General features: G+C 71.4%; 23 protein-coding genes. 14 read left to right on the forward strand and 9 right to left on the reverse strand.

Annotated features, from left to right (window positions below; all coding sequences use genetic code 11):
• Positions 1 to 2: 2 nt before the first annotated feature.
• A complete protein-coding gene (locus tag PJ985_RS01780; protein WP_271681676.1) occupies positions 3 to 899 on the forward strand; it encodes a hypothetical protein in 897 nt (298 codons plus the stop codon).
• 35 nt (positions 900 to 934) lie between these two features.
• Here the strand turns inward: PJ985_RS01780 and PJ985_RS01785 are convergent, their stop codons facing one another.
• Entirely contained in the window at positions 935 to 2,152 is a 1,218-nt protein-coding gene (locus tag PJ985_RS01785) for a glycoside hydrolase family 26 protein (protein ID WP_271681677.1), read from the reverse strand.
• 181 nt (positions 2,153 to 2,333) lie between these two features.
• Here PJ985_RS01785 and PJ985_RS01790 point away from each other — a divergent pair, with 181 nt between their 5' ends.
• Together PJ985_RS01790 and PJ985_RS01795 are read left to right on the forward strand one after the other, a co-directional pair.
• Complete coding sequence (locus PJ985_RS01790) at positions 2,334 to 3,641, forward strand: carboxylate--amine ligase (protein WP_271681678.1); 1,308 nt, start codon at positions 2,334 to 2,336, stop codon at positions 3,639 to 3,641.
• A gap of 208 nt (positions 3,642 to 3,849) precedes the next feature.
• On the forward strand, positions 3,850 to 5,130 hold the full coding sequence (locus PJ985_RS01795) for an NAD(P)-binding domain-containing protein (RefSeq protein WP_271681679.1): 1,281 nt from the start codon (positions 3,850 to 3,852) through the stop codon (positions 5,128 to 5,130).
• A gap of 127 nt (positions 5,131 to 5,257) precedes the next feature.
• Here PJ985_RS01795 and PJ985_RS01800 read toward each other — a convergent pair whose 3' ends face one another.
• Positions 5,258 to 5,908: an FMN-dependent NADH-azoreductase gene (locus PJ985_RS01800; protein WP_271681680.1), complete on the reverse strand. Its 651-nt coding sequence runs from the start codon at positions 5,906 to 5,908 to the stop codon at positions 5,258 to 5,260.
• Positions 5,909 to 6,026: 118 nt separating this feature from the next.
• Here PJ985_RS01800 and PJ985_RS01805 point away from each other — a divergent pair, with 118 nt between their 5' ends.
• The 9 genes from PJ985_RS01805 (at position 6,027) to PJ985_RS01845 (ending at position 17,185) form a co-directional block, all read left to right on the forward strand.
• A complete protein-coding gene (locus tag PJ985_RS01805; RefSeq protein WP_271681681.1) occupies positions 6,027 to 6,416 on the forward strand; it encodes a winged helix-turn-helix transcriptional regulator in 390 nt (129 codons plus the stop codon).
• On the forward strand, positions 6,400 to 7,260 hold the full coding sequence (locus PJ985_RS01810) for a J domain-containing protein (protein WP_443033357.1): 861 nt from the start codon (positions 6,400 to 6,402) through the stop codon (positions 7,258 to 7,260). The genes PJ985_RS01805 and PJ985_RS01810 overlap by 17 nt, the downstream gene beginning before the upstream one ends.
• A gap of 15 nt (positions 7,261 to 7,275) precedes the next feature.
• Positions 7,276 to 7,614: a rhodanese-like domain-containing protein gene (locus PJ985_RS01815; protein WP_271681683.1), complete on the forward strand. Its 339-nt coding sequence runs from the start codon at positions 7,276 to 7,278 to the stop codon at positions 7,612 to 7,614.
• A 300-nt stretch (positions 7,615 to 7,914) separates the two neighbouring features.
• Positions 7,915 to 10,947, forward strand: coding sequence for a hypothetical protein (locus tag PJ985_RS01820; protein ID WP_271681684.1), 3,033 nt, complete (start codon positions 7,915 to 7,917; stop codon positions 10,945 to 10,947).
• Entirely contained in the window at positions 10,944 to 11,708 is a 765-nt protein-coding gene (locus PJ985_RS01825) for a hypothetical protein (protein WP_271681685.1), read from the forward strand. The genes PJ985_RS01820 and PJ985_RS01825 overlap by 4 nt, the downstream gene beginning before the upstream one ends.
• A 149-nt stretch (positions 11,709 to 11,857) precedes the next feature.
• Positions 11,858 to 12,430, forward strand: coding sequence for a carboxymuconolactone decarboxylase family protein (locus PJ985_RS01830; protein WP_271681686.1), 573 nt, complete (start codon positions 11,858 to 11,860; stop codon positions 12,428 to 12,430).
• Positions 12,427 to 13,323, forward strand: coding sequence for an RNA polymerase sigma-70 factor (locus PJ985_RS01835; protein ID WP_443033358.1), 897 nt, complete (start codon positions 12,427 to 12,429; stop codon positions 13,321 to 13,323). Before PJ985_RS01830 ends, PJ985_RS01835 begins: the two co-directional genes overlap by 4 nt.
• 284 nt (positions 13,324 to 13,607) lie before the next feature.
• Positions 13,608 to 16,325, forward strand: a complete 2,718-nt coding sequence (locus PJ985_RS01840) for a hypothetical protein (RefSeq protein ID WP_271681688.1) — start codon at positions 13,608 to 13,610, stop codon at positions 16,323 to 16,325.
• Positions 16,322 to 17,185 carry an immunity 49 family protein gene (locus PJ985_RS01845; protein WP_271681689.1) on the forward strand — a complete coding sequence of 288 codons (864 nt, stop codon included), beginning with the start codon at positions 16,322 to 16,324 and terminating at the stop codon, positions 17,183 to 17,185. The genes PJ985_RS01840 and PJ985_RS01845 overlap by 4 nt, the downstream gene beginning before the upstream one ends.
• A 118-nt stretch (positions 17,186 to 17,303) precedes the next feature.
• On the opposite strand, the gene PJ985_RS01850 is transcribed toward PJ985_RS01845, so the two are convergent.
• The 7 genes from PJ985_RS01850 to paaA all read right to left on the reverse strand — a co-directional run bounded on the left by PJ985_RS01850 (position 17,304) and on the right by paaA (position 23,145).
• The gene (locus tag PJ985_RS01850) at positions 17,304 to 18,089 is read right to left on the reverse strand and encodes a YqjF family protein (protein ID WP_271681690.1); all 786 of its coding nucleotides are present in this window, start codon (positions 18,087 to 18,089) and stop codon (positions 17,304 to 17,306) included.
• Between the two features lie 118 nt (positions 18,090 to 18,207).
• Positions 18,208 to 19,446 (reverse strand): aminotransferase class I/II-fold pyridoxal phosphate-dependent enzyme, encoded by a 1,239-nt coding sequence (locus PJ985_RS01855; RefSeq protein WP_333909821.1) that lies wholly within the window; start codon positions 19,444 to 19,446, stop codon positions 18,208 to 18,210.
• A 27-nt stretch (positions 19,447 to 19,473) separates the two neighbouring features.
• Complete coding sequence (locus tag PJ985_RS01860; protein ID WP_271681691.1) at positions 19,474 to 20,535, reverse strand: 2Fe-2S iron-sulfur cluster-binding protein; 1,062 nt, start codon at positions 20,533 to 20,535, stop codon at positions 19,474 to 19,476.
• Positions 20,536 to 21,165, reverse strand: a complete 630-nt coding sequence (gene paaD, locus PJ985_RS01865; RefSeq protein WP_443033359.1) for a 1,2-phenylacetyl-CoA epoxidase subunit PaaD — start codon at positions 21,163 to 21,165, stop codon at positions 20,536 to 20,538.
• Positions 21,162 to 21,887, reverse strand: coding sequence for a 1,2-phenylacetyl-CoA epoxidase subunit PaaC (gene paaC, locus PJ985_RS01870; protein WP_271681692.1), 726 nt, complete (start codon positions 21,885 to 21,887; stop codon positions 21,162 to 21,164). Before paaC ends, paaD begins: the two co-directional genes overlap by 4 nt.
• A gap of 8 nt (positions 21,888 to 21,895) precedes the next feature.
• Positions 21,896 to 22,186 (reverse strand): 1,2-phenylacetyl-CoA epoxidase subunit PaaB, encoded by a 291-nt coding sequence (gene paaB, locus PJ985_RS01875; RefSeq protein WP_271681693.1) that lies wholly within the window; start codon positions 22,184 to 22,186, stop codon positions 21,896 to 21,898.
• A complete protein-coding gene (gene paaA / locus PJ985_RS01880; protein ID WP_271681694.1) occupies positions 22,183 to 23,145 on the reverse strand; it encodes a 1,2-phenylacetyl-CoA epoxidase subunit PaaA in 963 nt (320 codons plus the stop codon). The genes paaB and paaA overlap by 4 nt, the downstream gene beginning before the upstream one ends.
• Positions 23,146 to 23,289: 144 nt before the next feature.
• On the opposite strand from paaA, the gene PJ985_RS01885 reads away from it, so the two are divergent.
• Entirely contained in the window at positions 23,290 to 23,994 is a 705-nt protein-coding gene (locus PJ985_RS01885) for a DUF5819 family protein (RefSeq protein ID WP_271681695.1), read from the forward strand.
• Positions 23,991 to 25,430 carry an HTTM domain-containing protein gene (locus tag PJ985_RS01890; protein WP_443033360.1) on the forward strand — a complete coding sequence of 480 codons (1,440 nt, stop codon included), beginning with the start codon at positions 23,991 to 23,993 and terminating at the stop codon, positions 25,428 to 25,430. The genes PJ985_RS01885 and PJ985_RS01890 overlap by 4 nt, the downstream gene beginning before the upstream one ends.
• The last annotated feature ends 71 nt before the right edge of the window (positions 25,431 to 25,501 follow it).

Consider the following 25,501-nt stretch of genomic DNA (forward strand, 5'->3'; position numbering starts at 1 on the left):
TCATGACCGAGACTCTCGGGGACGAGTCCTCGCAACGGGCGCCCCGTGGCGGGGCCGGCCGGTGGCGCCGCCGGGCTGCCGGGCTGCGCGCGCGGCGCCGGCTGCCCGTCTGGTGGCCGGCCGTGCTGTGCGCACTGCTCGGGATGGCCGGCGGCGCGGCCTACGGCCTGCTGGCCACTCCGCAGTACGCCGCCACCAGCTACGTGGTGGTCGTCCCCACCGGGCGGGCGGACTCGGCGGTGGCGCTGGGCTTCGCGCAGGCGTACGGCCGGGTCAGTACCGAAGGCGTGGTGCTGGCCCGGGCGCAGGCCGAGGCAGGAGTGGACAGTGGCACGCTCCGTTCGGGTATCCGGTCCGCCACCTCTCCGGATGCGCCGATGATCGAGATCACCGGCGCGGCCACCCGCGCCGACCGGGCGGCGACCCGGGCCAACGCCGTGGCGCGGGCGCTGGCAGGCTACGGGAACGAGGCCACGGCCAAGACGGGTGTGGAGCTGTCCCTGCTGTCCGAGGCCATGCCCCCGACGGCGCCGGTGACCGCCGGCATGCCGCTTTCCCTGGCCGTGGGCGGCTGTGCGGGTGTGCTGGTGGGCTGCCTCGTGCTGCTCGTCCGGCCGTCGGGCCGTCGACCGTCCGCTCCGGAACCGGCCTCGGTCGCGCCGGGTGCGGCCCCGTCGGTGGCGACGCAACCCGGGGACGGCGGGGTGGACGCCGGGGCAGCGGTGGCGGCTGCCGCCGCGGCCGGTGACGAGGGGGCCGACAGCTCCGGCAGCGCCCCGGTCGGCCGGGGCAGGGCCACCGGCGCCAAGTCCGGGGCGAAGTCACGGGCCAGGCCGGGTGCCAAAGCCGGCAGAACCCCTGCCCAGGGGGGCCGCCGGGACCGGGCGGGCACCCGGTGAGCAGGTGCCCGCCCCGCCGGCTCGGCCGCGGATGGCTACCGGCGCCACCAGCCGGAGTCCAACCGGACGCAGACCTCACGCGGAGCGGTGTCCGGGGTGGTCCGGCGGGCCGTGTCGCCCGGATCGGACGGGAAGCAGACCTCCCGGGGTTCACCGGAGCCGGTGGGCGGCGGATCATCCGGAGGCGGGGGACCGCCGGGACGGGGGGCCGTGGCAGGCCTGGGACCCGGCGGCCGGGTCCGCCGGGAGAGGGCGGACCGGAATACCGCCGAGGACCGGGGATTCTCCTTGCACAGCCACACGCCGTGCGGGCAGTAATCACTGATGGTGTGATAGAGAGGTCGGTGCTGTGCGATCCATGCCAGCATGCGGCGCATGTAAACAGGATTGTCGCCGCTGCGGAACAGCCCCCATTCGGGGAAGGAGATGGGCTTTCCCCGGGCGGCGGCGAAATCCACGTGGAATTGCAGTCCGTAGGGCTGGTCGACGTGGTCGTCGAAACTGTTTCCGGGGGGTTGGTCGTAGGAATCCATGCCGATGATGTCCACCACGTCGTCACCGGGGTAGCACCGCGTCCAGCCGATCGCGTCCGTCCCCCGACTGGGCGTGAAATCGAAACGGAACTCCTGGCCGGGGACGCTGCGCATGGCGGCGACGATGCGCCGCCAGTACACCTTCCAGGCCCGGGGGTCGGGGGCACAGCGGTGGGTGTAGGTGGTGCCGTTCATCTCCCAGCCGAGCACGATGACCGTGTCGGGGGCGCCCAGGCCGACCAGCCGTTCCGCGAGTGTGCGGAAGTGCTTGTCGAAGCGCCCCTGGGCGCCCGACCGCAGCAGTTGCCGTACTTCACGGTCCGGCACCCCCTCCTCGTTGCGTTCCGCCATCGGTACGTTGAGGACGAGCATCCGGTCGGACTTTCCGCGCCGCCAATCCGTCCAGGGCCGCAGAAACTCGGGCTGTCCCTCGATGTTGGACCAGCGGTCGCCGGGGAGGTAGGTGTGCCCGGCCCGCAGCTCCGTACCGCCCAGCCACCGTTCCATCTCGGCGATCCGCCGCACGCCCTCCGGGCCGGAGCCGAGGAACGCACCGACATGGGTGCCGGCCGGTGCGGCCGGACCGGACCCGGGCGGGCGGCCGTCCTCCGTGGCCTGCCCGCGATCTGCGGGGAAGGAGCCCGCCAGAGCGGCGAGGAGGCCGGCGAGAGCGGCTCCGACCCATACACCGGTATATCGCCGGCGGCGTCCGTGACGCATGTCTGCTCCTTCGCAGGGCTTGATCGTTCCGTCGGGCTACCCCGACGTTAAGCGGAAAACCTCCGGCCCGAGTCACCAAAAGGCTTAGCGATAGCCCGATCGGGGACACCGCTGCCCGTACGGCGGAGCCCTCTCTCCGCTCGCTCCTCCCCCGCACCCTTTCCTGGGAAGGTTCTTTTCCATGTCCACCTTCGCTACCGAGGTCCCCGCGCTGCTGTTGCGCCTGGATCGGAATCCTTTTCACCACGGTTCTCTGGGGGCGGTCAGATCACTGGGCCGGGCGGGTATCGAAGTGCACGCCTTCGTGGAATCCCCGCGGAGCCCGGTGAGCCGCTCCCGCCATCTTTTCCGGGCGCACGCGTTCCCCCGGGGTGTCGCGTCGGAGGACGGGTTGGAGCGGGTGCTGAGCCGGGTGGCGGAAGAGATCGGCAGACCTGCCGTGCTGATCCCGATGGACGACCTGAGCGCGGTCGCGGCGGACCGGCTCGCGGACCGGCTCGCCGGGCGCTTCCTGCTGCCCGCACAGCCTTCCGGGCTCGCCCCGATGGTGGCGGACAAGGCGGAGCTGGCCGGGCTCTGCGAGCGGCTGGGGGTGCCGCACCCGGCCACCGTCGTGCCGCGCAGCACGTCGCAGGCGGCCCGGGCGGTACGGGAGCTGGGGCTCCCCGTGGTGGCCAAGTGGAGCCGCCCGTGGGTGCTGCCGCGCGGTAGCGGGCTGCGCAGCACCACGCTCGTCACCAGCTGGGAGGAGGCGAGACGGCTTTACGAGCGGAGTGCGGAAGCCGGCTGCCGGCTGCTGTTCCAGCGGCTGCTGCCCGGCGGGCGGGGCGATGACTGGTTCTTTCACGGCTGCTTCGGGGACGACGGCCGCTGCCTGGCCGGCGGGGCGGGCCGCAAGGAGCTGTCCTGGCCGGTGAACGCCGGGCTGACGGCCACCGGCAGCTGGCTGCCCAACCCGGCCGTGACGCTGCTCGCGCACCGCCTGGCGCAGCATGTGGGGTACCGGGGCATCCTCGACCTGGACTTCCGCCGGGACGCCGCCGGGGGCTATCACCTGCTGGATTTCAACCCCCGTCCCGGGGCGCAGTTCCGGCTGTTCACGGACCGGTCGGGGCTGGACGTCGTCCGTGCCCTGCACCTGGACCTCACCGGCCGGCCGGTTCCCGCGGCCCGCCCCCTGCCGGGCCGGGTCTTCGTCGCGGAGAACTACGCCCCGGTGTCCTGGCTGCTGTCGGCCGGCAGCAGGCCGCGCCCCGGCGGTGCGCCGGACGCCCGGCCGGTCCGGCAGCCCGGCCGGTGGGGCGGTCCGGGGTCCCGGCTGGAGACCGCCTGGTTCGCGGCCGACGACCCCGTGCCGTTCTTCGCCATGGCAGGCAACTGGCTGCGCCGGGCCGGGCACAAAGGGCTGGCGGCGGGCGGCAGGCCGCCGCGCGCTCCCCGGTTCCAGCGGCCGGACGCCCGTCCCCTGACACCGACGACTACGCGGTGAGCCGGTCCGGCCGCACGGTGTGCGGGCCGGCCGGCCGACGAGTTTCGGCGCCTTCCGGGCCTTCCTCCCGGCGGCATCGCCGCTTCCCGCACCCCGGCTGCCCTTCGCTTCCCCCAATCCTCCAGGCCCGAGCCGGGCGGGCACCGAGCCCGGACCGACCGGGTCCGACGAGTCCCACGTCTCCGACGAGAGAGAGCGGTAATCCCCGATGCACGATCTGGTAGTGGTGGGCGCCGGCCCCTACGGTCTTTCGATCGCCGCGCATGCCGCGGCCGCCGGCCTGGACCTGCGGGTCCTCGGCCGCCCCATGGCCTCCTGGCGGGATCACATGCCCGAGGGCATGTTCCTCAAGTCGGAGCCGTGGTCCTCCAACCTGTCCGACGCCGAAGGGGAGCGGACGCTGGGCAGTTACTGCGCTGCCCGGGGGCTGCCGTCGGAGCACGGCAGGCCGCTGCCGATCGGGACGTTCACCGACTACGGCCTCTGGTTCGCCGGCCGGCTGGCCGCCCCGGTCGAGGAGCTGACGGTGACCGCGGTGGTGCCCTGCCCGGGCGGCTTCCGCGTCGAGACGGCGGAGGGGGAGACGCTCTACAGCAGAACGGTGGCACTGGCCGTGGGGGTGATGCCCTTCGTCCATCTGCCCGAGCCGCTGCGTGGGCTGCCGGACGGGCTCGTCTCGCACAGCAGCCACCACCGTGATCTCTCCCGGTTCCGGGACACGGAGGTCACGGTGGTCGGCGGAGGGCAGGCGGCCCTGGAGACGGCTGCGCTGCTGGCCGAGCAGGGCGCCAGGCCCACGGTGGTGGTGCGCGCCGGGGCGGTCAACTGGAATGCGCCGCCGCAGCCGTTGCGGCGCGGCCTGCGGGCTTCCCTGCGTGACCCGCATTCCGGGCTGGGGACCGGCTGGCCCAGCTGGGTGTGGTCGGAGATCCCGTGGGCGGTCCGTCGCCTCCCCGGCCAGGTGCGGGCGCACATCGCGTCGACGGCGCTGGGTCCGGCGGGGGCCTGGTGGCTGCGGGAGAGGGTGGACGGGGTGGTGCCGGTCCGATTGGGGCTGCGTCCGGCGGCTGCCGCGCCGTCCGCCAGGGGAGTGCGGCTGGAGCTGGACTCCGCCGGCGGTGCGACGACCGTCCTGCAGAGCGATCACGTGATCGCGGCCACCGGGTTCGTGCCCGAGATGGACCGGCTGGAGCTGCTCGACCCGTCGCTGCGCGGGGGTCTGCGGACCGTGCCGGGTACCGGGGCGCCGGAGCTGGGGGCCCGGTTCGAGTCCTCGTGTCCCGGTCTGTTCTTCGCCGGTCTGCTGGCCGCGCCGTCGTTCGGCCCGTCGATGCGCTTCGTCCACGGGGCGACGTTCACCGCGGGGCGCCTGGTGCGCGGGGTGCGGCAGCGGCTGGGCGGGCGGCGGACGGTCCGTGTCCCCGCGCCCGCCGCGGAACGGGGGCGGGCGGGGACCCCGGCGGCCCGGAGGGTGCCCGCTCCTGAGTAGACCGGTCCGCCGCGGGGCATCAGGGGGTCCTGCTGGAGCCGGATCGGGCCGGGACGCGCGCTGCGTCCCGGCCCGGCCGCCGTGCCGCAGCGGCGGGCCCTTCGGCCCGCTGCTGCGGCACGGCGGGTCAGGCGGCGAGCCTGCGGGCGAGCTCCTGGGCGCTGTTCTCGGCCTCCTGGTGGGCCCTGGCCCGGGAGGCGTCGGACAGGTCGATCAGGTCGGCCATCGCGGGAACGGTCCGGGCCAGGGTCAGCTCGGGCACGATGAACCCCACTTCCAGGCCGAGGCAGGTGCCCAGGGTGTGCCGCAGGTAGTTCTGCGCGAAGTCGTTGCCCTCCTGCGGGGTACCGGGTGCGTACGAGCCCCCTCGGCTGGCCACGACCGTCACCGGCGTGCCGGCGGCGGTCCGCTCTTCGGCGCCGGTGGTCCGGCCCATGATCATGACGTGGTCGAGCCAGGCCTTCAGCGTGGAGGGGATGCCGTAGTTGTACAGCGGTGCGCCGAGCAGCACGGCATCGGCCCGCTCCAGCTCCTGGGCGAGCTGCTCGCGCAGCGCGAAGGCGGCCCGCTGCTCGGGCGTGCGCTCCTCGGGGGCGGTGAAGCTCGCGTAATAGGCCGGGGCGCTGAGGTGCGGGAGGGGGTCGGCGGCCAGGTCGCGGTGGAGCACGGTGCCGTCGGGGTGCTGCGCCTTCCAGGTGTCCCGGTAGGTCCGGGCCACCTCACGGGAGACGGAGGTGTCACCGTTGAGGGAGGAGTCGATGTGCAGCAGCGTGGCCATGAGGTCTCCATCGGGATCCGGGCGGGACAGCGAGCCCCTTTAGTTGAGTATGCAACTAGTAGTAACACAGGTGCTTACTTTTTTTCACCTCCTTGGTTCCTTGCCCTACGCTGTGCGCATGGCAGACGAGGTGGCGGACCCGGGGCAGGGCAGCGGTGAGGTGGGTGTGATCCGGCCCGGCAGCGGGCTGCTGCGCGTGTTCCAGCTGCTCGGCAAGCGGTGGACAGGACTCGTCGTCGCCTCCCTCATGCACGGCCCGCGGGGATTCGCCGAGCTGCGGCGGGGCGTCTCCGGCATCAGCGAGCGCATGCTGTCCGACCGGCTGACCGAGCTGGCCGAAGCCGGACTCCTGGTCCGGGAAGTCACCTGCGGCCCCCCGGTGCGCGTCACCTACCGGCTGACGGAGGCCGGGCACGGGCTGCGTCCCGCAATGGTCGAGCTCACCCGGTGGGCGGAGCTGCACCTGCCGCAGGAGTCCGGCTTCTGCCCCGGTGAGTTCCGCGGCTGAGCAGTCCCGGACGTACCCTGTCCCGGTGACCAACCCGGAAGACCCCCAGCCCGAGGACGCCGCGACCCAGCGGCTCGACCGCGCGGTCCGCGCCGCGGAGACCGCGCTGATCGAGTTCGAGATCGCCGTGGAAACCTTCCGGATCGAGGTCGAGAACTTCTCCCGGTTGCACGAGGAGCGCCTCGGCCCGCTGCACACCCGCCTCGAGGAGCTGGAGGCGGAGCTCGCCGAAGCCGTCGCGGCCCGCACCGGCGACCCCGCCGACCAGCGCCGGGCCCGGGAGGCGCGGTCCCTGGTCCTGCCGATGCCCCAGGTCTCGGAGCTGTTCAACGGCTGGCTGGAGGCCGACGGGTTCCAGGCCGATGCCGCCGCGATGCTCACCGAGCGGCCGGTGCAGCCGCCGCCCCGGGTCCGCCCCGGCGAGGAGGCCCGCAAGCTCTTCCGGGAGCTGATCCGCAAGGTGCACCCCGACCTGGCCTCCGACGAGGCGGAACGTACCCGCCGCGGCGCCTTCGTCGCCCGGGTCAACCAGGCGTACGCCCTCGGTGACGCCGCGGCGCTGCGGAAGCTGGCCGAGGAGTGGGGGGCCGGGCCGGTCGCCGAACGCCCCGCCTACACCCGCGCCGAGGAGCTGTACGCCCGTCTGGAATGGCTGGCCCGCCGCAAGGAGCTGCTCTCCCGAGCCGCGGCGGCCCTGGAGGAGAGCGCGATCGGCTCGATGCTGAAGATGGCCCCGGACGACCCGGACGCACTGCTCGCGGAGATCGCCGAGGACCTGCGGCAGAAGGTCGCCGCCCGCGAGCGCGAGCTGGCCCAGGAGCGCGGCACCCACTCCGGCCCATGACTTAGGCTCGGCAGCATGACTTTCGCGCAGCTCCCCACCGTGACCGTTGACGCCGTCCCCGCCGACGGGCTCCTGCTCGACGTCCGTGAGCACGACGAGTGGGCGGCCGGGCACGCGGAAGGTGCCCTGCACATCCCCATGGGCGAGGTCGTCCAGCGTTTCGGTGAGGTCACCGAGCGGGTCGGCGACCGGAAGCTGTACGTCCTGTGCAAGGTCGGCGGGCGTTCCGCGCAGGTCACCGCCTACCTCGTGCAGCAAGGGATGGACGCGGTCAACGTGGACGGCGGCATGCTCGCCTGGCAGGCTGCCGGCCGCCCCCTCACCGGCACCCCCGAGAAGCCCTTCGTCCGCTGACCCGTCCGCCGGCACCCGCCGCTGCGACCCGTCACACCCGACGGAACCGGGCGGCGCCTTCTCACGTGTAGTAGGTGTACAGGGACGGCGCGTCCGGCGCGGCTGCGGGACAGGGCCGTGCCGTCCGGATCTGCCGGAGTGAGGCGGTTCGGTCACGGACTTGGGGGTTCAGCAGGTGTCGGGATGGGACAGCGGCGCTTCGGGGGCCGAGCGCGTGCCGGGGCAGACGGCGGAGGCGGCGGAGAGGCCCGGCGGCAGGGGTGAAGGCCACGCCGGACGGCCCGGGGGGCCGGTGTAGCCATGTCGGACGACGTCGAGCGGGTCGATCCCTCAGGAGTGCCGGAGTTCACCGGGGATCTGGTGAAGCTGGACGAGGACCACGCGGATCTCTCCACGGACGCCGAGACGATCCGGGGGATCGGATCGGCAGTGCACACCCGGTTCCAGGGGTTGTCGGCGTTCTACCAGGCTCCGGAGGCGGAGGAGCTGTTCGCCACCACCGGGCCGGTGAAGACGCGTGCGGACGACTTCGCCACGGATCTGGAGACGGTCAGCTCAGCGCTGAGTTCCTACGCCGGCGAGATCCGTCCCCTGGTGGCGAAGCTGCGGCGGCTCAAGACCGAGGCCACCACGTTCGTCGACGGACTCGACGACGACTGGCGCTACGACGGTGGCAAGGTCGAGCGCAACAACGAGCTGGTGCGCGAGATCTCCACCACGGTGGGTCAGTTCTGGGCGGCCGAGCGCACCGCCGCGAACAAGATCATCGCCATCTGGGGCGGGACGCGGTGGGCGGTGGACGACGGCTCCGGCGCCGACCACATGTACGGGGTCAGTACCGAGGAGCTGGCCCAGGCGGGCGAGACCCCCTGGGGCAAGGCGGTTGAGCAGAAGCGCCGCTGGTACGAGGTGCACCACCACGTGAAGAGCTTCGTGTGGGACGGCCTCGTCGTCGACGGCATCTGGGGCACGCTGACCGGGCTGGGAGGGCTCGTCGGCCTGCAGGGCTTCGAGGTGTTCAAGGAGTCCTGGAAGGGCCTGGGGCAGCTGGCCACCGGTCTGGCCCTGATCAGCTCTCCGGTGGGCCTGGCGACGCATCAGCTGATGCCCGACGGTCCGGTCAAGGACTGGATGGACGACAGCCTGACCACCACCAAGGAGGTGGGTAAGTCCCTGCTGGCCTGGGACGAGTGGAGCGAGAACCCCGCCCGCGCGGCCGGCCTGGTCACCTTCAACGTGCTGACCACGGTGGCCACTCTGGGAGTGGGGACCGCGATCAAGACCACCAGCAGCGCCGGAACGGCCGCCCGCGTCGCCAACGCCGCCGGACGCGTCGGGATCGCCATCGACCCCATGACCTACCTCGGCCGGGGAGTGTCCGCAGGACTTGGCGCACTGCCGAAGCTGGCCGATGTCACCAGTAGCCTGGGCAACCTCACCGGCATCAGGGGCTTCGAGCTTCCCGACGGGTCGCTGCGGCTGCCCGACGGCACCACCGTCCCGCCCGGTGCGGCGCTGCCCGACCTGCCTCCCGGCGTGCACGCGGTGCACCTGCCCGACGGCACGGTACGGCTGCCCGACGGCAGCACTCTGCACCCCAACGGTCAACTCGACGCCCCCACCGGGCAGACCGCCCAGACCCCCGACCAGGTACCCGCCGAGCTCTCCTCCGCGGACCGCGCGGCGCTGAGCGCCGACGACGCCGCACGCCTCGGCGACACGCCGGAACCCGCTCTTGTCGGCGCCGGCGCACGGGACGTTCCGGGCAGCCCCGTGGCCCAGGCGGGCGGCAGCGTGCCGCCGGGCGGCGGCGCCCGTGAGGTGCCCTCCGGCGGTTCCGGTTCCGGTTCCGGCGGTGACCTACCCGGCGGTTCCGGCCCCGGCGGTGACCTACCCGGCGGCGCGAACCATGTCGACGACGCGGCCACCGGTGGGCACACCACCGAACCGGGCGGACCTGCCGGCGGTGACCGCGCGCCGTCGGAGCACGGACCGGCGGATGGTGGCGGTCCGCCCGCAGGCGGAGGCCCGGAAGTGCCCGGCGCGGCGGGGCCGGACACACCGAGGGGGAACCTGCCGGACGGCTCCTGGGCAGGCGAGAACGGTCTGCGGCTCGACCCCGAGGTCAACGCCGCCGCGGACGAGTTCATGCGCCGGTCCACCGAAGCCGAACCCCGCATCACCGAGACGATGCAGGACATCGCCCGGGGCGTGGACGACGGCAAGCTGAACGGCCTCGAATACCGGCTCAAGGGGGACGATTCACTCAAGCGCAAGCTGGCGACCGACCTCCTGGAGGACATCAACGTCACGCCCGGCCAGGCGCTCGGCGACATCAAGGATTCGATCCGCTACACGGTCGACATCCCCGGCAGCAACTACACCCAGGGTGTGCAGCAGGCGGTCAGCGACCTCCAGGCCCGCGGCTACGAGAACGTCACGTTCAAGAACACCTGGGACTCGGCCGGCTACAAGGGGATCAACTCCACGTGGCGGGATCCGGTCTCCGGCCAGATCTTCGAGGTGCAGTTCCACACCCCCGAGAGCTTCGCGGCCAAGATGGACGGCCACGCGCTCTACGAGGCCGAGCGCCTGCCCGGCGTCTCCCCCGACGACCTTGCCGCCATCAGGGCGCAGCAGCAGGACCTCTTCGGCCAGGTGCCCGTGCCGCACGACGCGGGATCCCTCAGCCTCGGCCCGCTGGCCGACGGCTCCGCGGGGCCGCCGGGCGGCTGGGGTGGTGCCGGCTGGGTCGACGAGCCGTCGCAGTACGCCGGCCAGTTCTACGAAAAGGTACGGGCCACCCCCAACAAAGTGGATCTGCCCGAGATCTCGCGGCACACCGGGGTTGACGAGTCGGTGCTCCGGCAGGTCAAGAGCCACTTGTTCCGGTCGCAGCACGAGGTGGCCGTCGGACCGGGAGAGACCAGGCGGGGCCTGTTCACTCCCCGGGACGACATCGCCGATCTGTGGCGGGACGCGCAGGCCGGCAAGCTCGACCCCGCGAGGCTCCAGGAGTTCAGGAGCCTCATGGCACACGAGTACATCGAGAGCCGCCTGATGGAGAGCGGCCTGCCGTACGTCGACGAGCATCCCAGTCTCTACCGTCTCGACGAGGACGGTACGTACAGCAGGCAGTTCCCGAGGACCCTGGACCATATCGGCGCGCACGAACTGGCGCCCCATTCGGTGGAGGGCCACTTCAACCACTGGAAGCGCGCACTGGGGATCGACCCTCCGGCGGTGGCCCTGGCCGATGACCTGTCCAACATCGGTGATGTGATGAAGGCTGTGATGCAGCAGTTGCGAGCGGAAGGGCTGAACCTGACATGAGCGGCGATCCGTCACGGCACGTTGTGGCACGGCTGCGTTCGGTGACCTGGGACGACTGGAGTGCCGCGTTCGACCACGCGAACTCGCGCGCGCTGCTGATGCGGGAGTATCTGCGTCGTGCCGCTCTCTGGGCCCGGGCGTACGGCGCCGAGGACGCCTGGCCGTTCCTCGACCTCGCGGAGTACGTCGACCCCGACGTGCGCCCGGCACCCGATGTCGAGGCCGAGGTGGAGGAGCTGCTGCGGAGCGGGGTGGGCCGGGATTCGGTCAAGCGGACCTGCCGGGGCGCCGTGCGCTGGGCGGCGCTGAGAGCCAGCACGAGCACCGCTCTCCCCGACCTGCCCGAGCCGTACGAGCCGCTGCTCCTCATGTACGAGCGGGGCGGCGGCTTCTACCTCGAGGAGATGCTCGACCTGAACGGTGTGTCGATCCAGCTCGGAGACTTCGAGCACAACCTGGGCGCCACGCCATTCCTCACCCTGGAACCGGCCACGCTCGACGCCCTCGACGCCGAGGGGCAGATCACCTACCACGCGAAGATCGGTGCGGGTTTTCCGAAGGACCGGCCGCGCGGGATCGTCCGGCGCCGCATCGCGGGCGACGGGACATACGACGAGGCATTCACCCGCAATCTGCGCTGGGAGCCGACCGAATACCTCCGGCGCCACGAACTGGGCCACAACGAGGTCGATCACGTGCGGATCACCGAGCGGGAAGCCGCCGCCTTCATCGAGGAAGCCATCCGAAAGCTGAGCCGGTAGCCACGGGCGGGGCGCCATCGCCGCGTCGGCGGATCCTTCGGAGGAGACGGGTGAGCGGCAGCGCGGAGGTGATGTCACATCCGGGGAGGCTGTGCTGTCCAAGAGGGGTGAACGCCCCGCACGGGGCGGCACGACAAGGAGGCACCGCCATGGCCCGCATCTCCCTCACCCCTCCCCGCACCCCGCTGCTGCGCCTGCTCGAGTGGTACTCGCGGCGCTCCTACGGGAAGGTCCTGGACGTCGGGCTGGTCCTGGGTCACCACCCGCGGATCCTGCGCGGCGTGTTCGGCTTCGAGAACAAGGTGTCACGGTGGAACGAGCTGGACCCCGAGCTGAAGCACCTGGCCGTGATGGCCACCGCGGCGAAGATCAACTGCTCCTGGTGCCTGGACTTCGGGCACTGGACCGCCGACCAACTGGGGCTCTCCCCGGAAAAGGTCAGTAAGGTCCCCGTCTGGAGGAAACACCGGGAGTCCTTCACCGACATGGAGCAGCTGGTGATGGAGTACGCCGAGGCGATGACCGAATCCGGCCCGACCGTCACCGACGAGCAGACCTCCCGGCTGATCCGGCACCTCGGTGAGCCGGCCTTCGTCGAGCTGACCGTGATGGTCGCCCTGGAGAACTTCCGCTCGCGGGTCAACAGTGCCGTCGGGCTCACCAGCCAGGGCTTCTCGGAGTCCTGCGCGGTCCGCCCGCCCGGTCAGGCCGTCGCGGAATGACCCGTGAGGAGAGGACGGCCCCGGTGCCGGACCGTACCGCCGTCTTCGAGGAGCACCGGGACCGTCTCTTCGGCATCGCCTACCGGATGCTGGGCAGCGTCGCGGACGCCGAGGACCTGGTCCAGGACGCCTGGCTGAAGTGGAGTCAGGCGTCCGGGACGGTGCACCACCCCGGCGCCTACCTGGCGCGGACCGTAACCAACCTGGCCCTCAACCGGCTGACCTCCGCCGCCGCCCAGCGTGAGCACTACGTGGGCACGTGGCTTCCCGAGCCGCTGGTCAGCGCCCCCGACGTGGCGGACGAGGTGGAGCGGGCCGACTCCGTCTCCCTCGCCATGCTGGTGGTGCTGGAGAGCCTGAGCCCGCTGGAGCGGGCGGTGTTCGTCCTCCGTGAGGTGTTCGGCTATCCGCACCGGGAGGTCGCCCGGGTGGTGGGCCGCTCCGAGGCCGCCGTCCGGCAGCTGGCACGCCGGGCGAAGGCGCATGTGGAGTCCCGCGCGCCCCGTTACGAGCCGTCGGCCGAGGAACAGCGCCGGGTCACCGGTGAGTTCGCCGCGGCCTGCCTCGGCGGTGACCTCAGCCGGCTGCTGGAGCTGCTCGCTCCGGACGTCACCGTCTGGTCGGACGGCGGTGGAAAGCGGTCCGCAGCCCTGCGCCCCATCCATGGCCCCGGAAAGGTGGCCCGCTGGCTGCTCGGTGTGACCGAAGGCGCCGGCGGCGACCTGACCCTCACCGCGGTGGATGTGAACGGCAGCCCTGGCTTCCTGGTCACCGTCGGGGGTGAGGTGGAGACCGTCGCCGCCCTGGAGGTCGGGAACGGCCGCATCACCGCGGTCCGGGTCGTCCGCAATCCCGACAAGCTCCGTCACCTCACCGCACCGGGAGCTGACTGAACACCACCGGGCGCCGGAACCGGCGAACTTTACGGTGTCAGTGGCGTAGCGCACCATGTACGCAGCAACCGGCTTCCGCCGGGGCCCGGCGCGGAGGGGGCGCCGGGCCCCGGCGTGGGTTCGGACACGGAAAGGGACGGGGGGTCCGATGTCAGGCTGGTGCACGTTGGCTTCGGGTGTCGGCGGCGTGCGGAGCCGGACGGCGGAGGCGGCGGAGAGACGGGTGGGCCGGGGGGCGGGCTACGCCATCCCCCGGAGTCCGTCACCGGCGGGCCGGTGCGGCCGTGGCTGAGGACATCGAGCGGATACATCCGTCCGGCATACCTGAATTCACCGGCGACTTGGGGCAACTGGAGTCCGACCAGGCGGCTCTGCGGGCGGATGCGAGAGCGATCCGGGGGATCGGCGCGTCCGTCCACCGCCGTTTCCAGGGGCTGTCCGCGTTCTACCAGGCACCTGAGGCGGAGCAGCTGTTCGCCAGCACGCTGCCCGTCAAGACCCGGTCGGACGAATTCGCCACCGACCTGGAGACGGTCAGCTCGGCGGTGAAGACCTACGCCGCAGAGATCCGCCCCCTGGTCGCCAGGTTACGCCGCCTGAAGGCCGAGGCGCAGACGTTCGTCAGCACCCTGGGGGAAGGCGACGGCTGGAGAGAGGACACCGACAAGGTCGACCGCAACAACGAGTTGCTCCGGGAAATCTCCGTCACGGTGGCCGAGTTCTGGGCCGCTGAGCGCACCGCCGCGAACCGGATCACCGGGATCTGGAGCGGAACGCAGTGGGCCGTCGACGACGGTTCCGGCGGCGAGCACATGTACGGCCTGAGCACGGAGGACATGGCCGAGGCCGGGGAGACACCCTGGGGCAAGGCGGTCGAGAGGAAGCGCTCCCCCTGGGACGTCGGCCATCACTTCAAGAACTTCGTGTGGGACGGCTTCATCGTCGAAGGCATCTGGGGGACCCTGACCGGCCTCGGCGGTCTGGTCGGGCTCGAGGGTGCCGAGGCGTTCGAGGAGTCCTGGAAAGGGCTGGGCCAACTGGCCACCGGACTGGCCATCGTGGTCTCACCGGTCAACCACGCTCTGCACCGGGTGATGCCGGACGGCGCGGTCAAGGACTGGATGGACGACAGCCTTCACACCACCGTGGAAGTCGGCAAGGCGATGGTCGCCTGGGACGACTGGAGCGAGAACCCGGCCCGCGCCGCCGGCCTGGTCAGCTTCAACGTACTCACCACCGTTGCCACCGCCGGGACGGGCACCGCGATCAAGGGCGCCGGGGCGTCCGGAACCGCTGCCAGGGTCGCCCACACGGCCGGACGCGTCGGAGCGGCCGTCGACCCGATGACTTACATCGGCCGTGGCGTGGGCGCCGGACTCGGCGCGCTCCCCAAGGTCGGCAACCTCACCAGCAGTCTGGGAAACCTCGGCGCGGTCAAGGGCTTCGAACTCCCCGACGGGTCCCTGCGGCTTCCCGACGGGACCACCGTGCCTCCCGGCGCCGCATTACCGGAGCTGCCTCCGGGTCGCCACGCCGTCGAGCTCCAGGACGGCACCGTCCGGCTTCCCGACGGCAGCACCCTGCACCCCGACGGCCGGCTCGATGCCCCCGACGGCCGGACCGTACAGACCCCTGACCGGATACCCGCCGAACTCAATGCCGGTGACCGGGCGACCCTTTCCGCCGACGATGCCGCCCGGCACGCCGAGACCCCCGCGCCGGCCTTCGCCGCCCTCGGCGACATGCCCGGCTCCCCCACGGCCCGGGCGGGCGACAGCCTCCCCGGCGCCACCGCCCACCATCCCTCCACCGGCGGTACCGGCGGTACCGGCGGTACCGCCGGCGCCGGCTCGGCCGGTGACCTGACCGCCGGCGGGAGCCGCGTCGCGGAGAACGCCGTAGGAAGGGGCGGCAGCCCCGGCCCGTCGTCGCCGGGCCCCGCACATGACGGACCGGGCGGCGGCACCGCAACGCAGCCGGGTGGCTCCGGCTCCGCCGGGGCCGGTCATCTCCACGGAGACGGACCCGGCGGAGCCACGCCGGGTGGGGACCACATACCGGGCCAGCGCGGTGACACCGGCGCGGGTGGTGACACCCGGAGCGGCCAAGCCGCCCGGGTGACGCCGGAGGAGGGAAAGGAGATTGTCCGTCGACAGGTGGAGCGAGCCAATACGGACACCGAGTGGGCTCAAAAGTACTACCGGGAAGACGGACACCGTCACAGTGTCCTCCGCAGGGACGAGAATGGTGACCTGCTACCGCAACTTGTTGATGATCCGACAGGTCAGCAGCGATGGATAGCCAAGCATGACCTGCCGCCTGCCGTCCCGGAAGCGTACCTGTACACCGATCCGATCACCGGTCACCGGTCCATGGTGAGCGCGGAGAAGCTTGTCGAGCTCGACCACGCAGCACGTCAACGCCAGGACGCCATCACGGCCGACACCGCGGCAGGGGATCAGCTGAAGAGTGCGCAGCAGGCATACGCGGAAGACCCCACTCCGGAGCTCCGGGGACTGCGGGATGAATACGACAGTGTTTACAAGTCGACACACACTCGGATGAGTAAGGCGGTTGAGGATTTCGGTGAAATGGTGGCTCGGCAGCACGCGATTCCGGAGCACTACCCGAACGCTCGCGAAATTTTAACTGAAGGAAAGCCTCGGAACAACAGCTTCGACCAGATATGGAAGGATGAGGTCACTGGGCGCTATATCGTGGTGGAGGCAAAGGGATCACCGGAAGCACCTCTTGGTGAGCGCTACGGACTCACTGGGAAGCGCGTGAAGCAAGGTACTCGTTATTACTTCGATACCATCGTCGAGAAGATGAGGAGGCGTGGGTCAATGGGTAATGTGGATGAGCATGCGCTGAGTGCAGAGCTGCGCCAAGCCATTGATTCAGGGAATGTGGACTACGTCCTGGTGAAAGCGGAGGCTGACGGGGTTATGTATGCTGGGTATTCAATGGAGTATTTCGATGTGAGGAGTGCATTGGAGTGACAATCGAAATTGCCCGTCCTGTTTTCCCGTACGTGGCGAACTTGCCTCGCTTTCTGCAGGATATCGATGCGAGTATTGGTGGTGAAGTAGATGTCCTCGCGGAATCGCCCGGCATGTTCAATATGGCATTTCTTGGTACCTTGACGAGAGTATATGCGCACAGTATCGCAGACCCGGCGGCAGATAAGTTTGAGACGTGGGACGCATGGGTTACTGCGATGCAAGTGGGTTCGGCCTTGTTCGCTGCGGCTGTTGCCCCGCTTGGTACGACAGTGGCATGTCGTATTAATCATGAGGTGCGGGCTATTCCAGCGACAGGAGCGCAGTATTTCACTGATGCGGGTAATTGGCTTACGGCATTCTGGTTGGCGGTTATTTGTCGTGATCAGGGGCGTATGAGTCAGTTGTGTCGCGTTCCTCTTTCTTTGCTGCGCGATTCGGGTGCGGAGTACGATGAGTACATCTATTCGTGGGTGGATGCGTTGCAAAGCTATTGGACTGGGCGTCCTGGCATGGCGGACAAGCTGATCGCTGCTTTCGAAGGTGCCGACCCTGCTGTGGCGCGAGCACCTCGGGATCTGCTTCTCATGATCCTTTCTGCGCCTATCGATCTCTTTTACCGCTTTGTGAGGCGGGATCCTGAGCAGATCAACAGTTCGCTTGTTCAGGCTCTTCAGCTGCACAAGGAGTACTGGACCGCGGATGAGGACCGCCTCTCAGATGTTGATGGGTTCGTCGCCCTCGGGCCGCTTGCCATTGCCTGTCTGGCCTATGATGCCGGTCACCCGATCAATGTGCAGTCCGAATATCTCCCCGAGCACCTGCTCAAGCGCAGTTGGCTGGGCGAGTTCCCGACGTAGACCTGTCCGGCCTCGACGGTTTTCTCGGTCCCCTGAGCAGCACGGTGCATCCGCACCATGTGGTGCTCCCGGTCCCGGCCCGGTCGCGCGGCCCGCACCGGCAGTCCTTGTCGGGCGTCTACCGGTGACGCCGCTCGGAGGGCAGGGCTTCCGGCAGGCCGAAGCGGGTCTGGACGCCCGGGGAGTACAGGACGCTCTCCGGGGCGGCCGGGTCCACCAGGCCGTCCGGCAGTCCGCTGCGGCGCAGCAGGTCCTGGTCGCAGACCAGCAGTTCCGCGGAGTGCAGGGGCCATGGCCGGTGCTGGTTCGGCAGGTACCAGGTGCGCCCCCGGGCCCGGACGTGCAGGCCCCAGCGCGCGGTCAGGAAGTGGTCGGCCGCCGAAGGCTGTGGCAGAGGGTCGCCGATGGCCACGCCGAACCGGGAGACCGGCCTGCGGCCGGGGGCGTAGGGGCGCACGGAGTAGCCGATCCGGCCGGCGGTGGTGTGCCGGGCGCAGGACGCCCATCGGTACGGCAGCCCGAAGACCGCGTTGGCGGTGAGCACCGGGAGCAGTCGCGGGCAGTCCAGGCTGAGGAAGACGATGCCGCGCCGGCCGAGCCGGTCAACGCTGTACAGCCGCACGTTGATTTCCGGGAAGCGCCCGAGGTACGGCACCGGTGGGCCGGCGCCGAGGCCGAGCGACTCCATGCCGAAGCCGATCAGGCCGACTGGCGTCGTCCCGTCCATGACGTCCGGACGGGTGCCGGCCGGCAGCAGGGGGGCGACTGCCTCCGGCGGTACCGACCAGTGCAGGAAGGCCGCGTCGCGCCAGAACTGCTGAAAGATCACCCGGCGGAGCGCGCGGGGTGCTTCCGGAGTGACGGGCTCCACGGGGTGCGGAAGGCCGCCGGAGTCACGGTCCACGGTCGTGTCGCCTCCTGTCGCAGGGCCAGGGCCCGCCTGAGGGCCCGCCCATGGTCACTGTGTCACGGGTGTTCAGGCTTTCGGCTGCGGAGCGCGGAGGAGTGGTCAGAAGGGTGGGTCAGCCCGGGTGGGCGGCGGTCAGCTGGGTGACGGCCTGGCGAAGTGAGCCGGGGTGGCGGCAGAAGGAGAAGCGGACCAGCCAGGGCGCGGTGTCCGCACCCTGCTGGAACGCGGAGGTGGGGATGGCCACCACCCCCGCCTTCTCCGGGAGCTCGCGGCAGAAGCGGGTGCCGTCCCGGTAGCCCCAGGGACGCACATCGGCCTGCAGGAAGTACCCGGCGTCCGCGCGGTACGTGTGCAGGCCGGCCCGGGTCAGGCCCTCGGTGAGCAGGTTCCGGTTGGCGGTCAGGATGCCGCGCAGTTCCTCGGCCCACGGCTCCACGTCGTCGAGCATCCGGGCCAGCGCCTCCTGGTACGGGGTGCCCGAGGCGTACGTCAGGAACTGCTTCACCGAGGACACCGCTGCCACCAGCGGCGCCGGGCCGCTGACCCAGCCGACCTTCCAGCCGGTGACGTTGAAGGTCTTGCCCGCCGACGAGACGGTGAGCGTCCGTTCCCGCATGCCGGGCAGCGAGGCGAGCGGCACGTGCCGGGCGCCGTCGTAGACCAGGTGTTCGTACACCTCGTCGGTGACGGCGGTCAGGTCGTGGTCCCGGCAGACCTCGGCGATCAGCTCCAGTTCGACGGGGGTGAACACCTTGCCCGTGGGATTGTGCGGGGAGTTGAGGAGCAGCACGCGGGTGCGGCCGGTCACGGCGGCGCGCAGGGCGTGGTCGTCCAGCGCGAAGCCGTCGCCGTCCATGGCCAGCGGTACGGGCACCAGGCGGGCGCCGCTGAGCCGGGCGCCCGCGGGGTAGGCGTCGTAGCAGGGGTCGAAGGCGATGACCTCGTCCCCGGGGCCGGTGAGGGCGAGCAACGCGGCGGCGAGCGCCTCGGTGGCCCCGGTGGTGACCAGCACCTCGCCGTCCGGCTCGTAGGTCAGGCCGTACCGCCGGTGCTGGTGGGCGGCGACCGCCTGGCGCAGCACCGGAAAGCCGAAGGCGGGCGGGTACTGGTTGTTCCCGGCGAGCACCGCGGCGGAGACGTCCCGCAGCAGCGACGGGGGGCTGTCCAGCTCGGGCACACCCTGTCCGAGGTTGACGGATCCGGTGCGACGGGCCAGCTCGGTCATCTCGGTGAAGATCGAGGTCCCGATCGCCGGGCCGGCCGGGGAGCCGGGCCCGCCGGTGGAGCCGGTGCTGTCGGTGCCGGTCCGGGGGCCGTCCCCGCCGGGGGTGTGCGTGTCCCGCGCCTGCATGCGGCTCCCGTCACCGGTGGTCAGTGGTCAGCGGTCGAAGTCCAGCTCGACCTCGGGGGTCAAGGGACGCGACTGGCAGGCTAGTACGTAACCCGCGTCCAGTTCCTCCGGCTCGAGGGCGAAGTTGCGGTCCATCCGGACCTCGCCGCGCACCAGGCCTGCCCGGCAGGTGCCGCAGACGCCGCCCTTGCAGGCGTACGGCGCGTCGGAGCGGTTGCGGAGGACGGCCTCCAGCAGAGTCTCGCCCTCCGGCACCGGCCAGGTGCCCGACCGGCCGTCCAGGGTGGCGGTGACGGTGGCGTCGGTGGCGGCCGGCGTGAGGCGTTCCGGGGCGGGGGCCGGGGCGTCCTCGGCGTGGAACAGCTCGGTGTGGACGCGGTCCCGGGGAACACCGAGGTCGCGCAGCGCCTGCCGGGCGGCCTCGATCAGGCCCAGCGGGCCGCACAGGTACCAGCCCGCGATGTCGCCGACCGGCAGCAGTGCGGGAAGGAGGGTGGTGAGCCGCGCGGTGTCGAGGCGGCCGGAGGACAGTCCGGCCTGCTGCTCCTCGCGGGACAGGGCGTGCAGCAGTTGCAGGCGGTCGGGGTAGCGGTCCTTGAGGTCGGCGAGCTCCTCCAGGAACATCGTGGACGCGGCGGAGCGGTCGCTGCGCAGCAGGGTGAAGCGGGATCGCGGCTCGGCCGCCAGTACGGTGGCGGCCATCGACAGCACCGGGGTGATGCCGCTGCCACCGACGAGGGCGGCGAACCGGCCCTCGCGCGGGGTGAGGGTGAACCGGCCGGTGGGCGGCATGACGTCCACCGTGTCGCCGACGGCGAGCTCCTTGAGGGCGTACGCGGAGAAGGTTCCGCCGTCGATGTGCCGCACGCCGACGGTCAGCTCGGCGGGGCCCTCGGGGTCGGTGGCCGGGGTGCAGATCGAGTAGTTGCGGCGCAGTTCGGTGCCGTCGCGGTCGTGGTGGCGGAACGTCAGGTGCTGGCCGGGGAGGAAGCGGAAGGCGGCGCGCAGCTCCGCCGGTACGGCGAAGCTGAGGGCGACCGCGTCGTCGGTGAGCCGGTCGATCCGGGTCACCCGGAGCGGGTGGAACATTCAGAGCTCCTTGACGTGGTCGAACGGTTCCCGGCAGCTCTCGCAGCGGCGCAGGGCCTTGCAGGCGGTGCCGGAGAACCTGCTCAGCAGGGTGGTGTCGGCGGAGCCGCACTGTGGGCAGCGGACGGGCTCGGCCGGGGCGTGGCGGGGTGGCCCGAGCTCCAGGGGGACCGGGCCGGCGGCGGTGGGCCGGCCGGTGGGCCGGGGCGGGGCGATGCCCGCTTCGGCGAGCTTGCGGCGGCCCTGCTCGGTGATGTCGTCGGTGCTCCAGGCAGGGCTGAGCACGGTACGGACCGTCACCTCGGCGACGCCGGCGGCGCGCAGCGCGCTCTCGATGTCGGTGGCCATCGTCTCGACGGCCGGGCAGCCGGTGTAGGTGGGGGTGAGGTCCACCTCGGCCACCTCGGCCACCTCGGCCGGACCGGCCACCTCGGACACCTGGTCCGTCCGGGGCGGGAGGAGGCGTACGTCCCGCAGGACGCCGAGGTCGGCGAGGCTGATGACCGGGAGCTCGGGGTCGGGGACGGCGCCGGCCACCTCCCGCAGTTCCGCTTCCCGGGCCGCCCGGGACGTCCGGGCGGTTCCCGGGGTCTGCGCGCCCGGCGGGCCGGGGTCGTCGGTGGTTCTCACCAGGACGCTCCGGGGTGGCTGCGGTGCAGGTGCTGCATCTCTGCCAGCATCGGGCCGAAGGACTCGGTGTGGATGCCCTGGCGGCCCGCACCCGCGGTCCAGGCATCGGCGTCCGGGATGCCGTCGGGGACGGTGAGGGTGGCCCGGGTCAGCGTCTCGTTGATGCTGCCGAGCCAGTCGGTGCGCAGCCCGTCCCAGTCGAGTGACAGCCCTTCGACGGGAGAGAACAGCTCGCCGGTGAAGCGCCACAGGGCGTTGACGGCGTGCTGGGCGCGGTCGTGGCTCTCCTGGGTGCCGTCGCCCAGCCGGAGCGTCCAGTGGGTGGCGTGGTCGCGGTGGTAGGCGACCTCCTTGACCGCTTTGGCGGCCAGTTCGCGGAGGGGCTCGGGGCCGGTGCCGGGTCCGGCGGCCAGCGCGCCGAGGAGCAGTTCCTGGTAGGTGGAGAAGTACAGCTGGCGCACGATGGTGCGGGCGAAGTCGCCGTTCGGCTGCTCGACCAGCTGGACGTTGCGGAAGGCGCGTTCCTCGCGCAGGTATGCCAGCTCGTCCTCGTCGCCGGCCAGGGACAGCAGGACGCGGGCCTGGCCGAGGAGGTCGAGGGCGATGTTGGCCAGCGCGACCTCCTCCTCCAGGACCGGGGCGTGCCCGGCCCACTGGGCCAGCCGGTGCGAGAGCACCAGGGCGTCGTCGCCGAGCGTCAGGGCCGCGGACGGGGGGCTCACCGGTGCGCTCACAGGTGCCGCACCCCTTCCGGGATCTCGTAGAAGGTGGGGTGCCGGTAGGGCTTGTCGCCGGCGGGCTCGAAGAAGGGGTCCTTCTCGTCGGGCGAGGAGGCGGTGATGGCGGTGGCCGGGACGACCCACAGGGAGATGCCCTCGGCGCGCCGGGTGTAGAGGTCGCGGGCGTTGCGCAGCGCCATCTCCGCGTCGGGGGCGTGCAGGCTCCCGGCGTGGGTGTGCGCCAGTCCGCGCCGGCTGCGGACGAAGACCTCCCACAGGGGCCAGTCCGGGGTGGTGGTCATGCTGCTGCCTCTTCTCGTCCGCTGTGCTTCGCGGCGTACGCGGCCGCTGCCTCGCGCACCCAGGCGCCGTTCTCGTGCGCCTGTCGGCGCCGGCTGATGCGCTGCTCGTTGCACGGGCCGTTGCCCTTCAGCACCTGCTGGAACTCGTTCCAGTCGATCGGGCCGAAGTCGTGGTGGCCGCGCTCCTCGTTCCAGCGCAGGTCGGGGTCCGGGAGGGTCAGTCCGAGCGACTCGGCCTGCGGGACGCAGATGTCGACGAAGCGCTGCCGCAGCTCGTCGTTCGAATGCCGCTTGATCTTCCAGGCCATGGACTGGGCCGAGTGGGCAGAGGCGTCGTCGGGCGGGCCGAACATCATGAGGGAGGGCCACCACCAGCGGTTCACGGCGTCCTGGGCCATCTCGTGCTGCGCCGCTGTGCCGCGGCTGAGGGCCAGCAGCGCCTCGTAGCCCTGGCGCTGGTGGAAGGACTCCTCCTTGCACACCCGGACCATGGCGCGGGCGTACGGGCCGTAGGAGCAGCGGCACAGCGGGACCTGGTTGGTGATGGCCGCGCCGTCCACCAGCCAGCCGATGGCACCGACGTCGGCCCAGGTCAGGGTGGGGTAGTTGAAGATGGAGGAGTACTTCTGGCGGCCGGTGTGCAGCTTGTCGAGCAGCTCGTCGCGGCCGACGCCGAGGGTTTCGGCGGCGCTGTAGAGGTACAGCCCGTGCCCGGCCTCGTCCTGGACCTTGGCGATCAGGATGGCCTTGCGGCGCAGTGAGGGGGCGCGGGTGATCCAGTTCGCCTCCGGCTGCATGCCGATGATCTCGGAGTGCGCGTGCTGGGCGATCTGCCGGATCAGGGTGCTGCGGTAGGCGTCCGGCATCCAGTCCCGGGGTTCGATCCGCGCGTCGGCGGCCACCGTCCGTTCGAAATCGGCCGCACGTTGCTCTTCCTGCGGGTTGAGCACCGTCGTCATCCCGAGCCCTGCCTCTCCACCGCCACTACCGACCGATCGTTCGGTTCAATGGTGATCCCTGCCGCTGGAGCGTGTCAAGGGCAGGCCCGGACAGGTACCGTGCTCGGGTCACGACGAGAGCTGTTCCTGGGGGGACCGCCGAGCATGCAGCCGATCGAACCGTCCGGAGATCCGGATCCCGCGCGCACGGCGTCCGCCCGGCTCGCTGCCCTGTCGGTCCCGGCGCGCCTGATCATCGCCCTGGCGGTGGGCGTGGTGACGGTGTTCACCGCCTGGCATCTGGCGGCCGTGTTCCTCTTCGTCGCACCGACGAACACGATCACCCAGGAGCACGGTCCGGCGATCCGTGGGTACGTCTACCCCGAGTTCGAGCAGAACTGGAAGCTGTTCGCTCCCAACCCGCTGCAGCGCAACGTCGCGGTGGAGGCGAGAGCCGAGATACGGACGGCGGACGGCTCCACGGAGATCACCGAGTGGATCGACCTGTCGGCGATGGACTTCGAGAACATCCGGCATCACCTCCTGCCCAGCCACACCGCACAGAACGAGCTGCGCCGGGCCTGGGACTTCTACACCAACTCGCACGACGACGACGGCGAGCCCACCGGGATGCGCGGTGAACTGTCCGAGCGGTACGTCCACCGGATAGCCCTGCTCCGGCTCAGTGAAGTGATGGACGTGCACGAGGCAACGCGCATCCAGCTCCGCTCGGCGAGCACCCGGGTCGCCCCGCCGCCCTGGAGCAACGAGGACATCGACACCAGCACCCACCACAGCGAGCTCGACTGGCGGACGGTCACCACCGCGGACCTGCCCGGCGGCGCCGCGGCCGGGCAGGGGGAGCGGTGACCACCGCGGAACGGCCGGCGGGGCCGCCCACGCAGGCGGGCACCGAGCCGCCGAATCCCTTCGCCGGCCTGGGCCGGAAGTTCGACGCGGCCCTCGGCCGGGGCCTCGCCCACATCACCGGGCGGGCACTGGGCCCCTACCAGACCGCGGTCGTCCGCATCGGGTTCGCGTTCACCTGGCTGTTCTTCCTGGTGCGGGAGATCCCGCACCGGCACGAGCTGTACGGGCCGGACAGTCCGTGGGCCTGGGACATGGCCGAGCGGTTGCTGGCCGACAACAAGGCCTTCACGGTACTGATGTGGTCGGACTCCACGCTCTGGTTCGAGAGCGTCTACCTGCTGGCCATGGCCTCCTGCGTCGGGCTGCTGCTGGGGTGGCGCACCCGCTTCATGTCCGTGCTGTTCATGCTCGGAGTGCTGTCGCTGCAGAACCGCAGCGTGTTCATGGGGGACGGCGGGGACAACGTCATCCACCTGATGGCGATCTACCTGGTGCTCACCCGCTGCGGGCAGGTCTGGTCGCTGGACGCCCGCCGCCTGGCCCGGGCCGGACGTCATCCCGCCGATCCGGTGGGCATCGTGCTGTGGGTGCTCTCCGGCCTGGTACTGGCCCTGGGCACCGGCGCCGATCAGCTCGGCGGCTGGGTCTGGCTGCTGTGCCTGTGGGGCCTGTGGCTGGTGTACGGCCTGTGGTGGATGGTCGAGCGGTACGACGCGGGAGAGCCGCGGACCGTCCTCGACATCATGGGCAACCTGGCGCACAACGCGGCGCTGCTCGTGATCATGGTCGAGGTCTGCATCATCTACGCGACGGCCGGCTGGTACAAGATCCAGGGCTCGCGCTGGCAGGACGGCACCGCCGCCTACTACCCGATGAACCTCGACTACTTCACGCCGTTCCCGGAGATCTCGACGAAGCTGGCCGGCTTCGGGCTGCTGGTCATGCTGATGACCTACGGCACCGTGCTCGTCCAGGTCGCCTTCCCGTTCGCGCTGCTCAACCGCCGCGCGAAGAACATCCTGCTGGCCATCATGATCGCGGAGCACCTGGGGATCGCGGTCCTGCTCGGGCTCCCCTTCTTCTCCCTGGCAATGATCGCCATGGACGTCGTGTTCCTGCCCACCGTGTTCCTGCTCTGGCTCGGCTCGCGCGTCCGGCGGCTGACCGATCCGGTGCGACGGCTGGGCCGAGGTGCCCGGCCGCGGGAGGGCGGCGCCCCGCCCGGCACCGCGAAGCCGGACGGGCCGGGGTCCGCGGGCGGGCCGGGCGGGCCGGAGGAGCCGGGCGGAACACCCGGCGGGGAGGCAGGAGGCGGCGGGTCCGGGGAGCCGGCGGCGGATCCCACGGCCGGTGCGGGCCCCACGGCGGATCCCGGGGTGGACCACACGACGGACTCCGCGCCCGGCACCCGCCCGACGTGGGCGCAGGCGCCGTGAACCGGCCGCCCGCGCGTCCGGGGCACCCGGCACGGCCGGCGTCGCGCCGCCGCACCGGCGGGTCCAAGCCG

The sequence above is a fragment of the Streptomyces sp. ACA25 genome (assembly GCF_028200735.1).
Classification (GTDB): domain Bacteria; phylum Actinomycetota; class Actinomycetes; order Streptomycetales; family Streptomycetaceae; genus Streptomyces.